The sequence below is a fragment of the Paenirhizobium selenitireducens ATCC BAA-1503 genome (assembly GCF_900492185.1).
In the GTDB taxonomy this organism is placed as follows: domain Bacteria; phylum Pseudomonadota; class Alphaproteobacteria; order Rhizobiales; family Rhizobiaceae; genus Allorhizobium; species Allorhizobium selenitireducens_A.
On the sequence record NZ_UEYP01000021.1, the window covers coordinates 1 to 14,611 of the forward strand.

Here is a 14,611-nt window from a genome sequence, read left to right on the forward strand (position 1 = left end):
CCCTGTGTGCAGCCTAGAGTGGGAATGCCGCCGTGATTTTTGCCCACAAACCTGACAGAACTGCGTGACCGCAAGTCAAAATGTAAAGGTGCCGCAAGGTTCCGCAGGGCCGTTCAGCACCGACCCACTCGGCCACGACAGCCACGTACATCACGCTCGAAGCAGCACCAGCTCGCCCGCGTCATCTTCCATGGAAAACGCGGAGAATTGCGTCAGCGTTATCGTGAAGGTCAGGAAGACCAACTCGGAGCGCTCGGGCTGGTCGTCAATCTTGTTGTGCTCTGGAACACGATCTATACGGATGCAGCCCTCAACCAGCTCGTCACCGAAGGCCACGACGTCAAGCCGGAGGATGTCGCGCGCCTCTCGCCGCTCGGCTTCCGTCACGTCAATATGCTCGGCCGATACGCCTTCACACTCCCAGAATTCGTGGCCCGAGGCGAACTCAGACCGCTACGCGATCCGAAAACCGCCGATCCGGATGAGGAACCGTAAAATCCTTATGTAGGTTTTCTGTTCCGTTGCTACTCAGACCCCGTCCCCTATTGGGGATGGGCAAAATGACAGCAATGGGATCGCCTTTTCGGCAGATGACCACTTCATCCTCACGCAGGGCAAGGTCGATCAACTCCTCAAGTCGGTCTGCGGCCTCGGCAATCTCCACCAGTATCTTCAACGCTGAAGCCTCTCACCAAATCCGTTCATGGAGAATCGCGTCGAACACCACGTCTGTCGAGATAAATGCGCAATGCTCCAGCCGTGCCTGGGCCGCCAGTATCCGGTCCCAGGGATCGCGGTGTTCCCAGTCGAAAGCGGCGGCAAGCTCTGCGTGGAGATCGCTGATGGCTATCGTTTGCAGCCCGCTGGCAGTGACCGCGGCCCGTAATTCCTGGGGCTTCAGGTCGAGCTTCTTCAAGCGCATCTTGTTGTCCAGTTCGTAGAATGACACGGCGCTGACCATGATGGTGTTGGCCTTGTCCTCAATCAGCGATCGCGCTCTCGATGAAAGGCGCTCGCTGCCGATGGTCCACCAGTAGATGGCATGGCTGTCGAGCAGAATTTTCACGAGCTGGTCTCTTGATCTGCCGGCTTACCTTGCCAGACGCCAACGTCATCGTTCCAGTCGCCGGCGTCGATGGCGGCCTGTTCGGCGTCGTGATCATCGAACAGATCGTCGGGAAGGCCACGTTGCCGCAACAGCCCAAATGGTCGTTTCCCACCCAGATCGGCCGGACCGATGCGGGCATAGATATCGCTTCCGCGCATGATGATGATTTCCTCACCCCGGTTGGCGCGTTCGAGGACCTCCGCGAAATTCTTGCGGGCTTCGCTGATGTTGTAGCTCGTCTGGGGCATAGTGGCCTCCGAAATTTGTTGCAGGCGTACCGTATCACCGTTTTAAATGATGTACAAGCACCGTGTACATATCACTTCCGATAAGCACTACTTATCGGAGGTTAGATGGCAAACCGGTAATCATACCATGTGAGGAACCGCAACATTCATATAGAGTTCCTTTAACAAATCATTTACCATGATTTCAATGGCTTATGATCTCGTGAAAATCAGCATGACAGCCCTGATGCGGCCGGCTTTCGACGCCGGTATCGCGCTCACCCGTCTGGACGAGCGCATCGCCCGTTCGCCGGTCGGCGCGGGCTTCCTCGAACGCTCCCAGTTCACCGATGCCTGCGCCTCGCTGTGGATCGACGGCGAACTCGTCCACCTGGAAGACCTCGTCCTCCACGATCACACCCGCGATATTCGCACACCAACCCACGAGCTAACAATCGCCCGCGACGTGCTGCGCACCCGCCGGCGCATTGTATCGCACGCACCAGATTGGGTGTTGTCGGCAGAGGGTATCCGAACTTTGCGACAGACGTCGGACATCAATCCGGCCGGCGCTGAGGCGGTGCATCCGGGCGGCGTCATTCGGCCTGCGGTCGCCATCGATCCGGAGGGGGAGCATGGTGATGACGCGGAGAGTCTACCTGGCGTCGACTATGCCGCCATCGATGCGGTACTTGCCCGATCGGAGGCCGCGATCGAGAACGCAACCCGGCCCGGCCGCGGAGGCGGACAAGACAAAGATCCGATGATCTACGATCTCGACTGGGACGAAGACGCGCGGCTGGACGAATGGCGTGCAGTGTTGCGCCAGGCCGAAAACTTGCCGGCGATGCTACAGGCGACTGTCGCCCTCGATGCCTGGAACGAGCTTTCCGTGCTTCAGCACGCGCCTTGGCTCGGTCGGCTGCTGGCCGCTTCGATCCTGCGCCAGGCCGGCATCACCACAGGTGCCCATCTCGCCACCATCAATCTCGGCCTCAAAACCATTCCCGTCGATCGGCGCCGGCATCGCGATCGCGAAACGCGGCTGCTCGCCATCGCCCAGGGGTTGCTGGCAGCCGCTGAGATCGGCATGAAAGAACATGACCGGCTAGCACTTGCCCGGCAGATGATGGAACGCAAGCTGGCGGGAAGACGAACGTCTTCGAAATTGCCGGAGCTGATCGAGCTCGTCATGGCAAAACCGCTCGTGTCGGCCGGGATGGTGGCCAAGACGCTCGAGGTCACGCCTCAGGCGGCGCGGCGGATCGTTTTGGAGCTGGGCTTGAGAGAAATGACGGGGCGGGGGAGGTTTCGGGCATGGGGGATCCTATGATGGCGTTTGTCAGTGAAATGCCGCCGTCAGTCGTTGTAGATAGTTGGATCGGGCTCGATATCGTCCTGCGTCGGCGCTGGTGGCTTCGAGAATAGTGCGTGGCGAAGTTCGATCTGTGATCCGGCTGAGCGAATATGCGTTGTGCGGAACCGCTCAATTGTTTCGATTGCGGCAAGTGGTGAAGGTCCCTCCGCGAGTGCGAGAGGAACGTGATCCCCAATGGCGTCAGCAATCCGCGAGCGAGCGAACGGCACGTCGCCGTCGAGCACGTAACCGAGCATGCATCCCACTGGCAGTTGCTCGGCGTACTGCTCGGTGAGAAAACGCATCATGCCCTGAGTGACATACACAGTAGCCAGGGAACTGCGGCTTCCGCCGTTGATGACGTTCAGCCGCTTGCACTCATAGCCTAGGTATCGCTCCCGCTCCCAGTCGAAGAGCACGGCGATGTCTATGATGCCCTTGCTGTACTTTGACCCGTCCGCAGCAAGACCGAACGGCTCGAACTGATATTCTACCCAGTGGCACAGCCGACGCACCACTAGGTCCTTGGCGAGGCGATCAACGATGTTGATGGTGATGTCATCTTCGCCGGGCTGTTCGGGGAGAACCGCCATACAGGCGGGCCACACCGCCGCGATTCTCTCCAGGAAGCGATCATCAAACGAAACGAAGTTGTCGACCCATCCTTGCATATCTCCGATCAGCATCAGTTCGTGCCCCGCTGCCGCTGCAGGGAAGCAGCTTGCTGGAGGTCGAGCGCTATTCCATCGGCATCGGCGAGCGCGGTGGAGCGTAGCCAGAAGCGCATTTGCATCGGCTTGATGAGGTAAAGGCAATCACCGACAAAGACGCGCATGTCCGGCATGAGCTGGAAATTGCCGTCGAGGGGCCTGTGGATATGGGCTGCAAGTCGCTTGAGCACGTCGCTGAGCCCGCCGGCCGCATCCTCGGCATAGCCCTCGTGGCCGCCTAGGTGCAAGCGGAGTATCGCCAGGTCAGCGCCACGAGCGACGAGTCGCGCATGGATCTTCTTGCCTTTGAACCAGTCTGCGAGGCTGGCTGCCAATGTGTGGGCGTATTGCGCCCGTTGCTCTTCGTCCGGCGCGCCCCACAGTTTCGGGTAGTGGCCCTCATGGGGCTGAAGTGCAGGCAGGATTGCATCGACGGTATCGTTGATCAGCGCGATTTCATCAGGTGACAGGCAAAAATACTGGTAGGCAAGTCGATCGATTGCCCGGAGGATCTCGCCGTCGTCGAGCTGCATTGATGAGGGTTCGTTGGAGCGTTCGCGTGCTTCGTCCACAATTGCAATCAGCTCAAGGGCGGCTTGAGCGGCAGCGCCTCGATCGGGAACATCGTCGGGCGATGGAAAGGGCAAGCGCAGCAGGTCGGCTTGTTGAACCTCGGGTCGATCCGAACCGAACGAAGCGGTGCCATGAAAGGCGTACCATACCGCAACGCGACTATTGAGTATCGCTGTGAGGACCTTCGCACGGTCGCTCTGGCCGTCCGGCACAACGATCGCTTGGAAGATATGCTGGAAGGTCAGCGGCTGATCGCAATAAGCAGCCCGAAGTCGGTTTTGCGACGTCTCGACCCCCCTTGGGATAAGGACGCGAGAGCCATCAAACCCGGCCTCAAATCCGCGCCGACGAACCGTCGATGACGCCGCCGGCTGCAAGCCTTCGGCCACCTGAGCCAAGCGTGAATACGCTGCAATCGGCAGGTCGGGCAGTCGGCCAACGTACTCGCTGGCGAGCGGCGGGGCGTCGCTTTCGCTGTCTTCATTGAAAGGCTGATACCCTTGCCCAATCACCCATCGATCACCCGGATCTTCTCGGCGACGGCTCAGGCTGCCGTAATCGGCGACGAATGCTCCTAGTTTGGGTAGCCTCGCGAGGTAGCCGAAGAGCTTGGCGTCTGGCTCCCGCATCCAAAGGCGTTGCTTGAAGATGAGCGGATTATCCAGAACGGCACCCACCCCCAGCGCGGTCTTGTCGGCGCTGCTCAGCGTGATGACGCGTTTGATGCGCAGATTAAGGTCGGCCTTTGGCGCCCAGTAATCGAAGCGATACGGGAAACTATCTGGATTCGGGCTGCCGTAGATGATCAGAGCAGCAGGGCGATGGGCCTTTTCGAAAAGCTGAAATCGAATATCCGCGAAGTTGATGATTCGGCGGACCTGAGATTTCCGGAAGAACGCATCGCGGGCTTCAACCGTGTTTTGGGCGTGGTTGTGCAAAAATCCCATCGCCGGCAATAGGAACGCGATCAGTCCGCCGTCGGCGAGATGCGATAGTGCTTTCCAGCTGAATGCCCACGCGTCCTCGCCACCGGGCATCGGATGCCCTACCTTCTTGCTCCACTGCACGGACGAACGTGCCGGACCGCGCCGACTGGTCCATGGCGGATTGCCGATTATGACCTCGTACCGAGCACTGTCTGGCGACACTTCGAAAAAGTCGCGGCAGACGAGTGTTTTGCCCCAGAGTTCTGGGAGAAGTTTTCCCCGGGTGATGAGTTTACGGATGTCGCGTGGCGACACCTCCTCGAGGAGGGCGACGTAAAGCGAGAACACAGCGACCCGAACGGCGCCGCCGTTCAGATCCCAGCCATGGATTTGACTCAATAAGGACAGCAGCGCCTTCCAGGAAATCGTCTGCGTCTTGTGCTTGGCGCGCCAGTGCTCACAAAGCCGCTGGAACGAGCGGACGAGGAAAACGCCTGAACCGCAGGCGGGGTCGAGGAAGTTTCCGGTGGTCCGTGTCGCTTCCGGCAACATCTCCCAGGCTTGGGACACGATGGTGTCGGCGAGGAACATGGGCGTGTAGTAGGCACCATTCGCGCGGCGTTCAGCCTCGCGCTCACCCAAGAAGCGATCGTAGACGGCGCTGACCAGCTCGATCGGGATATAGCGGAAGTCATAGCCCCAGAACCGCTGCTGGCCTGAATGCGCCATTTCTTCGCGGCCTGATCGGAACCGTGCCAGGATCGCCAGATGGGCGGGCGTGACTTCTGGTACCTCTCCCATGGGCTCGAAAGAGCAAGGCGCAACGAACAAGTCGCCGTTGAAATCCGCATGCAACGTTCGGAAGAAGGACCTGAAAAGATCGACGTCGCCCGTATCGAGCAGCGCCGAGAAACTTTCGGCACTCTTGTCAGAGACGGCGGCAAAATAGGCAGGGGTTACGATCTCCCGGTCTTCAAGATAGGCAATAAACATTGCCTGTATGAGCAAGGCTTGCGCCGCATCGGAGGCGAGTGCCGCCTTCTGCAGGAGGTCATGAGATGCATTCAGATTGTCGAGCAGAACCTGATCGATGCGTTCTTTTGGGGGGAAATACTCGCCGTAGTCCTTCCAGAGACGTCCCGATTCGGCACCGTGGATGAGATTCTGAAATTTCAGGGCTTCGGTCGTCAGACTGAGGCTGTCGATGAGGCAGCGGGCCTCAAACGCGTCACCTGGATCGCTAAGCGGAGTGCGGGCGAGCGAAAACGCCCTGAGCGTATCCTCGGCAATGACCAGCAGAAGGCTTGCCAGGCCCTGATTCCACAGCGCGCCGTGAAGGTCGATTATTGCTGCACGATCATATTGATCGGTTTCCAGAATCGCTACTGTGGGAACGCCTTGGACGCAAAAGATCGCCGATACGCCCATTTCGGTGAGGGCGGCCCGGATGGCCGGCGCATGGGGCACATCGCTGACGGCCTCGGCCGACTCGTAGAGTTCAGGTGACCGCCGATGTGTAAGCCCTAAGCGGTCTTTCCATTCCGGCGCCAACATGGATGCCAAAGTGGCGGTCATGCTCGTCTTCCACGTCGTTCAGTTTGCGAGCCAATCGCAGTGGGAGGAAATTTCAGATGGCCTTGAGCAAGATCGGCATCGGTAGCCGTAAGCGCCGACCGCAAGCGTGACACGATGGGCCCACAAGGAACGCAGAGGGTGGAGGCATCAGGCGAAGTACGTACCGGCGTGCCAGCCTTAACGAGACGGATGCTATCGGCTTCCATCAGGGCAACGCAAGTTTCCAGAGAGAGCCAAGACTTGCCGTGACACTCTCTGAACAGTTGATCAAATCGATGACCAACAGTGCCGACGCGGATGCCGAAATCTCTGACCAGTTCGGCTACGATCGCCGTCGCGACGACGTCCCCTGGCGTGAAATTTGGGGCGTGCCCCTTATGCGCAGCCAATGCGGGGATGGCATCCCTCCACGTACGAAAAGCGTCCACTGAAATGGACAGAAGTTCGCGAATTTGGCTTTGAGTGTAACGCATGCGCTCTTCTTAGCTCGGAAAGCTACCCACATCAATGCGGTGTAGACCCCGTATCTGTATTTGTTTTGTTCCGATCGGAAACACTGCGTTAGAACACTGGCTCAAGATCCAGCGCTGCAGATGCGGCCGTGGGAAGTGGAATGCCAGACCAGAAATCCATATGGTAAGTGTACACGGTTGCGCATTTTCGTATTTTTTTCAGAGCCTTGGAAATTCGGCAGCGTGGGGTCGAAGGTTCGTATGAGGAACGAGCTCATTCGGCGATAGCCCTTGGCAAGGGCCTTTCCCGGGGTCACGGTCGATCCGAACTCGCTCTATGTCGTCGACGGCAGGCTCTGAACATCGGCCGGAGTAACGACCGGCATCGACATGGCGCTGGCGATGGTCGCGCGCGATCTCGACGCAGCGATTGCCGGCGATGTCGCCAAACGACTGGTGCTCTATGCCCGACGCCCCGGCCACCAGTCGCAGTTCAGCCCGGTGCTCAACGCGCAGGTAAAGGGAGACAGCCCGTTTGCCGAACTGATCGGCTGGATACACTCAAACCTCGACGCGCCCCTGGACGTACCCTCGCTCGCCGCTCGCGCGTGCCTCAGCGAACGCTCCTTCCATCGCAGGTTCGTTGCGGCGACCGGCGAGACGCCGGCGCGCTTCGTCGAGACCGCCCGGCTCGACACCGCCCGCATGCTTCTCACGCGCGGACTGTCGCTGAAATCGGTCGCGGCGCAGGTGGGCCTCTTCCCGCCCGCGCGTCTTACGGAGGCATTCGAGCGTCGCTTCGGCATAAAATCGCGCCTCTTCCGCGACATGCACGCCGCACTATGAATGCTGAGGGCGCTCCGCACAAGCGCTGTCACGGGCACCGCTTTGCACCGAGAGACCGCACCCTGCGCGCTCCCAGTTTTGCCTTCGGCCAAGGTCACTCTGTCGCTCACCTGACGGGCGATGAACTCCAGTCAATCCGGTTCAGTTCACGAAGTCTCCCAGCTTGACAGTCCGCCAGAGCTTGCTCTAACCTTTTTTCCATTCACCAGGGGGGTCCCGGCAAGGGGCTGAGATACTGCTATCGCGCGCAGTGACCCGTTGAACCTGATCCAGTTCATACTGGCGTAGGGACGGTGCGAGCGCTGCAACGACTGCGATTCCCGCGATGGAGTCGCATCGGCGTTTTTCTCATCATTCCGGCGTGGAACTGGGTCTCCAACACACTTGGAGCCTCACAATGAACACCGCCGCCATCAAAGCAAAACCAAGCGTAACCACGGGGCCTTTTCCCGCCTCGCGTAAAATCCACATCCCCGGAAACACCCACCCGGATATCCGCGTCCCGATGCGCGAAATCACCCTCCATCCGACGTCGGGCGAACCGCCGGTGATCGTCTACGACCCTTCGGGTCCGTATTCCGATCCGACCCAGATAGTCAGCATCGAGGGGGGATTGCCGCGTCTGCGCGCCGATTGGATCGCCGCCCGCGGCGATGTCGAGGTCTATGATGGCCGGTATGTGCAGCCCGCAGATAACGGCTTTGCCTCCGGCGAGCGGCTGGTGCCGGAATTTCCGGTCCGCAACACGCCCCGACGAGCGAACAATGGCATGGTGGTGACGCAGCTTGCCTATGCGCGCGCCGGCATCATCACGCCGGAGATGGAGTTCGTCGCTATCCGCGAGAACCTCGGCCGCAAGGCGGCGAAGGAAGCGCTCGCCCGTGATGGCGAGAGCTTCGGTGCCCATATTCCGGACCATGTGGTGCCGGAATTCGTCCGTCAGGAAATCGCCGCCGGCCGGGCGATCATCCCCGCCAATATCAACCATCCGGAACTGGAGCCGATGATCATCGGCCGCAATTTCCTGGTCAAGATCAACGCCAATATCGGCAATTCGGCCGTCACCTCGTCGATGGAAGAAGAGGTCGACAAGATGGTCTGGGCCATCCGCTGGGGCGCCGATACCGTCATGGACCTCTCGACCGGCCGCAACATCCACAATATCCGCGACTGGATCATCCGCAACGCCCCCGTGCCGATCGGCACCGTGCCGCTCTACCAGGCGCTGGAAAAGGTCGGCGGTATCGCCGAGGACCTCAGCTGGGAGATCTATCGCGACACGCTGATCGAACAGGCCGAACAGGGCGTCGACTATTTCACCATCCATGCCGGCGTGCGGCTCCATTACATCCCGCTCACCGTCAACCGCGTCACCGGCATCGTCAGCCGCGGCGGTTCGATCATGGCGAAGTGGTGTCTGCATCATCACAAGGAGAGCTTTCTCTACGAGCATTTCGAGGAGATCTGCGACATAGCCCGCGCTTACGACGTCTCCTTTTCGCTCGGCGACGGCCTGCGCCCTGGCTCGATCGCCGATGCCAACGACGCCGCGCAGTTCGCCGAGCTGGAAACGCTCGGTGAACTCACGCAGATCGCCTGGGCGAAGGATTGCCAGGTGATGATCGAAGGCCCCGGCCATGTTCCCATGCACAAGATCAAGGAGAACATGGACAAGCAGCTGAAGGTCTGCGGCGAGGCGCCCTTCTATACGCTCGGGCCGCTGACCACCGACATTGCGCCCGGCTACGATCACATCACTTCAGGCATCGGCGCGGCGATGATCGGCTGGTTCGGTACTGCCATGCTCTGCTACGTGACGCCGAAGGAGCATCTGGGCCTTCCCGACCGCAACGACGTGAAGACCGGCGTCATCACCTACAAGATTGCCGCCCATGCCGCCGACCTCGCCAAGGGCCATCCGGCCGCGCAACTGCGTGACGACGCCCTGTCGCGGGCCCGCTTCGAGTTCCGCTGGGAAGACCAGTTCAACCTCTCACTTGATCCCGACACCGCACGCTCCATGCACGACGAGACGCTGCCGAAGGAAGCGCACAAGGTGGCGCATTTCTGTTCGATGTGCGGGCCGAAATTCTGCTCCATGCGCATCTCCCATGATCTGAGGGCCGAGGCGCAGAAGGAGGGGCTGGAGGCCATGGCGGCGAAATACCGTCAGGGCGGCGATCTCTACATGCCGGTCGCGGGCGCGGCCGAAGCGCTGCCGGGAGAGTGAGATGACGGTTCTGATCAAGGGGGCCGGCGTTGCCGGCCTCGCCGCCGCCTTCGAACTTTCCCGCCGCGGCATCGCCGTCGAGGTGATGGATGCGGCCGAGACAGTCGGCACGGGTGCCTCCACCTATGCCGGCGGCATGCTCGCACCCTACTGCGAACGCGAGGCGGCCGAGGAAGCGGTCCTGACCCTCGGGCTTCACTCTGCCGACTGGTGGGCGGAGGCCGTCCCCGGCGAAGTATCCCGCAAGGGAACGCTGGTCATCGCCGCCGGCCGTGACAGCGTCGAGCTCGACCGTTTCGCCTCGCGCACGCGGGGCTACGAATGGGTCGGCGGAAACACGATCGGCGAGCTCGAACCGGATCTCGCCGGCCGCTTCGACCGCGCGCTGTTCTTCCCCGAAGAAGCCCATCTCGACCCGCGCAAGGCGATGGCCGGGCTCTATGAGACACTGGTCGAAAAGGGCGTACGTTTCCACCTCGGCAGCACCGAACCGCCAGCGGACACGGCCTTCTCGGCGGTCGTCGAATGTACCGGCGCGGCGGCGATCGGCTCCACGCCCGGCCTTCGCGGCGTGCGCGGCGAGATGCTTTTCCTCGAAACCGCCGAGATCACCCTTTCGAGGCCCGTCCGGCTGCTCCATCCCCGCCACCCGCTCTACATCGTGCCGCGCGAGGACCATCGCTTCATGGTTGGGGCGACGATGATCGAGACGGACGACGACGGCCCGATCACGGCGCGCTCTGCGATGGAGTTCCTGAATGCCGCTTATGCGGTGCATCCGGCCTTCGGCGAGGCCCGGCTCGTGGAGACGGGCGTCGGCGTCCGCCCCGCCTTCGCCGACAACCTGCCGCGCGTCCTCGAGCGGGAGGACGGCTTCTCGATCGCCGGCATGCATCGCCACGGCTTCCTGCTCGCCCCTGCGATGGCGCGGCAACTGGCGGACAGGATCTGCGCCGGCGAGCATGATCAGCTCTACACACAGGGAGCGCTGCAATGACCTATATCGTGAACGGCGAAACCATCGAAAGCGCCGCTGTGACACTTGCCGACCTCCTCACCGTCCTCGAATACGAGGGCGAATGGCTGGCGACCGCCGTCAACGGCGAGCTTGTCCACCGTGAGGATCGTCCCGCCTGCCGGCTCTCCGACGGCGACCGGATCGAGGTCCTCTCGCCGATGCAGGGAGGCTGAGATGCTGGAACTCTACGGAACGCAGGTCTCCTCCCGCCTCCTCCTCGGCACCGCACGCTATCCGTCTCCCGCGATCCTCGCCGAAGCCGCACGCCGCTCCGGCACCGCGATCGTTTCCGTCTCCTTGAGGCGGGAGACCGCCGGCGGCAGGGCGGGCGGCGCCTTCTTCGAACTCGTCCGCGGGCTCGGCGTCCGGGTGCTGCCCAACACCGCCGGCTGCCACAGTGTCTCGGAGGCCGTGCTGACGGCGAAGATGGCCCGCGATCTCTTCGGCACCAACTGGATCAAGCTCGAACTGATCGGCCACCACGACACCCTGCAGCCGGACCTGTTCCAGCTGGTCGAGGCGGCCCGTATCCTCTCCGGTGAGGGCTTCGAGGTCTTCCCCTACACGACGGACGACCTGGTGGCGGGCGAAAGACTGCTTGCCGCCGGCTGCAAGGTCCTGATGCCGTGGTGCGCGCCGATCGGCACCGCCGCCGGGCCGCAGAACGTCTCGGGACTCCGTGCAATGCGGGCGGAATTCCCCGATATCCCGCTGATCGTCGATGCCGGGATCGGTCGCCCATCCCATGCCGCCGCGGTCATGGAGCTCGGTTTCGACGCCGTCCTCCTCAATACCGCGGTCGCCGGCGCCGGCGATCCCCCGGCGATGGCCGAAGCCTTCGCCGCAGCCATTACCGCCGGGCGCAAGGGATTCCACGCCGGGCTTCTTGCGCCGCGCGACATGGCCGTTCCTTCGACGCCCGTCATCGGCAAGGGAGTCTTCGCATGAGGCTCGATCCGTTCTACCTGATTGTCGACAGCGCCGCATGGATCGAGCGCGTCGTGCCCCTCGGAGTCAAGCTCGTGCAGCTGCGCATCAAGGACATGCCGGAAGGGGCGCTCCGCGACGAGATCCGCCGTGCCCGCACCGTCTGCGCGGGGGCGGGCTGCCAGATGATCGTCAACGACTACTGGCGCATCGCCATCGAGGAAGGCTGCGACTTCGTCCATCTTGGCCAGGAAGACCTCGCGGAAGCGGATCTGGGCGCCATCCGGGCGGCCGGTCTGAAACTCGGCCTTTCGACCCATGATGAGGCCGAACTGCAGACCGCCTTGGCGGCGAGCCCCGACTATATTGCGCTTGGCCCGGTCTACCCGACCATTCTCAAGCAGATGAAGTGGGCGCCCCAAGGCCTAAACAAGCTTTCCGACTGGCGACATAGGGTCGGCACGCTGCCGTTGGTCGCGATCGGCGGCCTCACCGTAGACCGGCTTGACGGCGTTTTCTCACATGGCGCCGACAGCGCGGCTGTCGTCACGGACATATCCTTGAACCCCAGCCCGGAGGACAGGACTCGACAATGGATCGAGAAAACGGCTAAGCGGCGCGGCGATCCCGCTTAAGGCGGCGGCGTTGTGATCCAACGAGCAGGCAGCCGCTGGTCCTGCCTGGAGATGAATTTGTTGAAACGGCTAGTCTTTCCGCCGGATGTTTCGTTCTGGTAGAGAAAGGATAGCTTCGATTTTTCGAAGATCGCGAAGAATTCGTCCCACTCAATCTCGCTCAAGCCTTTTTCCGGCTCGCCGAAGTCGGTGCGGAGAATCCCGCTGCCACCGCCGGCAGCATCTACCTTGGCAGGCCGTCCCTTGCGCTTCTCAACCCAGGCCTTGATTCTTTGGTGATCATTCGTCGTCTTGGCGTCGCTCATTCAAGTATCTCCTTGGTGATGGTGTCCGGGGCCTATTATCCGCGCAGTTCAGGGGGGCCATTGGCAGGAGCCATATCCGCCCCCGCCGGTGGGAACGCGGTGCGGGATAGCACCACGCGCAAGCGAAGCTCAGTTCGGCGCCTTGACCGGCCGGCTTTGGCCTGTGGCCGGTCGATCCCCGGTCTTCATCGCATCGCTCAGCGTCTTCTTGCGAGGGTCCTGCAGGTTCTCGCCTACGGCATCGCGGTCGATGTCGGGATCATCCTTTGCCGGAAGATAACACATCGGCCTGCTCAACCACGTCGATCCTTCGATTCCGAAGCGCCAGAGACGGTCCGTTGCTTTCGAAATCCCAATGCGTGTGGCGGCGAGCGGCAGGGTTGAGTTGAACGGCACCTAGCACATGCCCACTGGATGATCAGGCCGCTGTTTGGTGCCTAGCCAAGCCATCCGTGGGGCCGTTGACCAGACCTAAGTCCGGGGCGATAACCAGACCAATGTGCAGGCGACAGTGAGGAAACGTCCTACGAGCGGCGTTGCACACGACATGGGATGATCACTCGTATAAAAACGGTCTTTAGGGAAAAGCTAGGATCGACAGATGTGGAATCCTGAATATCTTCCGTCGAAGGATACGCGCGTGATCATGCCTCGAATATCTGTTGTCGCTCTTTTCCGACTGGCAGTTGGTTTTGCCGCCGTTGCCGCTCCCATCGCCCTCGATTTTTCCTCCTTCGGCATTGCCTTGGCGCCGGCCGAGGCGAGCGCCAAGAACGGGGGGGGGAATGGCGGAGGCAATGGTCGAGGAAACGGAGGTGGCAACAACGGAGGTAATGGAAGCCGAAGTGAATCCCGATCTACCGACAAGGCCGGTCAAGCCCAGGGAACAGTTGGAAAGGCGCAAGCCGCTGACATGGTCGATCCCTCGCTCCCTGACATCGGCGTCCGTCACAAGCGCGGCATCACGGAAGCTGTCGTGGATGGACGGTATATCATGAAGGACGCACGCGGCCGAACAATCGTGAACCGGCAGGCAACTAAACTGGATCGACGACGGATCGAAGCACTTCTCCAGTAGTCTTTAGGTTTGACGTGCATCGCGCAGTGCCAACGCCGCTTCCGTCCGGTTGGTTACGCCGAGCTTGGTGAGGATTTGTGTCATGTGGTGCTTGACAGTCTTCTCCTGCAAACTTAGCGCGATGGCTACATGCTTGTTGCTCATGCCGACAGCGACCAGTTCCAGAACCTCCCTTTCGCGCGGCGTCAGGCTCGCGACGAGCGCCGACTTGCCGGGCATCTCGCTGTGTGCAGAAATCAACCTCGCTGACAAGGTCGGTGCGACATAGCCTTCTCCCGCTGCGACCGTACGGATAGCGTCGGCTAGCGTAAGTGCCCCAACTCCTTTCAGCACGTAGCCCACCGCACCGCGGGCCAGCGCCGTGGTGACATCCTCGCTTGTTTCCGAAACGGTGAGCATGACGATCCGCTGCGAGGGTGCAACATCCAGAACGGCCGGGATTGCCCGGAGGCCGCCGCCGGGCATGGATATGTCCATCAACAGGACGTCTGGCTGCAGCGTGCTGGCTATGTGGACGGCATCGTCGCCGCAACTGCCTTCAGCGACGATCTCGAAACCATCGATCTCCGACAGGCTCCGTGTCACCCCCTCTCGGAAGAGTGGATGGTCGTCCACGACCGCGACCCGTATAATCGTGTTCATCG

Annotated in this window: 15 protein-coding genes, 1 pseudogene and 1 riboswitch; of the genes and pseudogenes, 9 read left to right on the plus strand and 7 right to left on the minus strand. The window is 61.4% G+C overall.

Annotated elements, in window-relative coordinates:
- Positions 1-162 precede the first annotated feature (162 nt).
- Positions 163-495, plus strand: a pseudogene (locus tag RHIZ70P_RS21110) (Tn3 family transposase); the annotation flags it as partial.
- Positions 496-688: 193 nt separating this feature from the next.
- On the opposite strand, the gene RHIZ70P_RS21120 reads toward RHIZ70P_RS21110, so the two are convergent.
- Complete coding sequence (locus RHIZ70P_RS21120; RefSeq protein WP_115672493.1) at positions 689-1,066, minus strand: type II toxin-antitoxin system VapC family toxin; 378 nt, start codon at positions 1,064-1,066, stop codon at positions 689-691.
- The gene (locus RHIZ70P_RS21125) at positions 1,063-1,356 is read right to left on the minus strand and encodes a type II toxin-antitoxin system Phd/YefM family antitoxin (RefSeq protein ID WP_115672494.1); all 294 of its coding nucleotides are present in this window, start codon (positions 1,354-1,356) and stop codon (positions 1,063-1,065) included. Before RHIZ70P_RS21125 ends, RHIZ70P_RS21120 begins: the two co-directional genes overlap by 4 nt.
- A gap of 178 nt (positions 1,357-1,534) precedes the next feature.
- Between RHIZ70P_RS21125 and RHIZ70P_RS21130 the strand changes: the two genes are divergently transcribed.
- Positions 1,535-2,668 carry an RHE_PE00001 family protein gene (locus RHIZ70P_RS21130; RefSeq protein WP_181904095.1) on the plus strand — a complete coding sequence of 378 codons (1,134 nt, stop codon included), beginning with the start codon at positions 1,535-1,537 and terminating at the stop codon, positions 2,666-2,668.
- A gap of 26 nt (positions 2,669-2,694) precedes the next feature.
- Here RHIZ70P_RS21130 and RHIZ70P_RS21135 read toward each other — a convergent pair whose 3' ends face one another.
- Both RHIZ70P_RS21135 and RHIZ70P_RS21140 read right to left on the minus strand, forming a co-directional pair.
- Complete coding sequence (locus tag RHIZ70P_RS21135) at positions 2,695-3,378, minus strand: hypothetical protein (RefSeq protein ID WP_115672496.1); 684 nt, start codon at positions 3,376-3,378, stop codon at positions 2,695-2,697.
- Entirely contained in the window at positions 3,378-6,476 is a 3,099-nt protein-coding gene (locus RHIZ70P_RS21140) for an HsdM family class I SAM-dependent methyltransferase (RefSeq protein ID WP_115672497.1), read from the minus strand. The genes RHIZ70P_RS21135 and RHIZ70P_RS21140 overlap by 1 nt, the downstream gene beginning before the upstream one ends.
- A gap of 842 nt (positions 6,477-7,318) precedes the next feature.
- Here RHIZ70P_RS21140 and RHIZ70P_RS21150 point away from each other — a divergent pair.
- The 6 genes from RHIZ70P_RS21150 to RHIZ70P_RS21175 all read left to right on the plus strand — a co-directional run bounded on the left by RHIZ70P_RS21150 (position 7,319) and on the right by RHIZ70P_RS21175 (position 12,584).
- Positions 7,319-7,774: a helix-turn-helix domain-containing protein gene (locus tag RHIZ70P_RS21150; protein ID WP_235842304.1), complete on the plus strand. Its 456-nt coding sequence runs from the start codon at positions 7,319-7,321 to the stop codon at positions 7,772-7,774.
- 197 nt (positions 7,775-7,971) lie between these two features.
- Positions 7,972-8,083, plus strand: a riboswitch (TPP riboswitch).
- 88 nt (positions 8,084-8,171) lie between these two features.
- The gene (gene thiC / locus RHIZ70P_RS21155; RefSeq protein WP_115672500.1) at positions 8,172-10,004 is read left to right on the plus strand and encodes a phosphomethylpyrimidine synthase ThiC; all 1,833 of its coding nucleotides are present in this window, start codon (positions 8,172-8,174) and stop codon (positions 10,002-10,004) included.
- Position 10,005: 1 nt separating this feature from the next.
- A complete protein-coding gene (thiO, locus tag RHIZ70P_RS21160) occupies positions 10,006-11,001 on the plus strand; it encodes a glycine oxidase ThiO (protein ID WP_115672502.1) in 996 nt (331 codons plus the stop codon).
- The gene (gene thiS / locus RHIZ70P_RS21165) at positions 10,998-11,195 is read left to right on the plus strand and encodes a sulfur carrier protein ThiS (RefSeq protein WP_115672504.1); all 198 of its coding nucleotides are present in this window, start codon (positions 10,998-11,000) and stop codon (positions 11,193-11,195) included. Before thiO ends, thiS begins: the two co-directional genes overlap by 4 nt.
- Before the next feature lies 1 nt (position 11,196).
- Positions 11,197-11,970 (plus strand): thiazole synthase, encoded by a 774-nt coding sequence (locus tag RHIZ70P_RS21170; RefSeq protein ID WP_115672506.1) that lies wholly within the window; start codon positions 11,197-11,199, stop codon positions 11,968-11,970.
- Positions 11,967-12,584, plus strand: coding sequence for a thiamine phosphate synthase (locus RHIZ70P_RS21175; RefSeq protein WP_115672508.1), 618 nt, complete (start codon positions 11,967-11,969; stop codon positions 12,582-12,584). The genes RHIZ70P_RS21170 and RHIZ70P_RS21175 overlap by 4 nt, the downstream gene beginning before the upstream one ends.
- Here the strand turns inward: RHIZ70P_RS21175 and RHIZ70P_RS21180 are convergent.
- Both RHIZ70P_RS21180 and RHIZ70P_RS22855 read right to left on the minus strand, forming a co-directional pair.
- Positions 12,581-12,889, minus strand: a complete 309-nt coding sequence (locus RHIZ70P_RS21180) for a hypothetical protein (RefSeq protein ID WP_115672510.1) — start codon at positions 12,887-12,889, stop codon at positions 12,581-12,583. The genes RHIZ70P_RS21175 and RHIZ70P_RS21180 overlap by 4 nt on opposite strands.
- Before the next feature lie 129 nt (positions 12,890-13,018).
- On the minus strand, positions 13,019-13,240 hold the full coding sequence (locus RHIZ70P_RS22855; protein WP_235842308.1) for a hypothetical protein: 222 nt from the start codon (positions 13,238-13,240) through the stop codon (positions 13,019-13,021).
- Between the two features lie 250 nt (positions 13,241-13,490).
- On the opposite strand from RHIZ70P_RS22855, the gene RHIZ70P_RS22860 reads away from it, so the two are divergent.
- Positions 13,491-13,967, plus strand: coding sequence for a hypothetical protein (locus RHIZ70P_RS22860; RefSeq protein ID WP_147294040.1), 477 nt, complete (start codon positions 13,491-13,493; stop codon positions 13,965-13,967).
- A 3-nt stretch (positions 13,968-13,970) separates the two neighbouring features.
- Here the strand turns inward: RHIZ70P_RS22860 and RHIZ70P_RS21190 are convergent, their stop codons facing one another.
- Positions 13,971-14,609 carry a response regulator gene (locus RHIZ70P_RS21190; RefSeq protein WP_115672514.1) on the minus strand — a complete coding sequence of 213 codons (639 nt, stop codon included), beginning with the start codon at positions 14,607-14,609 and terminating at the stop codon, positions 13,971-13,973.
- Between the last annotated feature and the right edge of the window lie 2 nt (positions 14,610-14,611).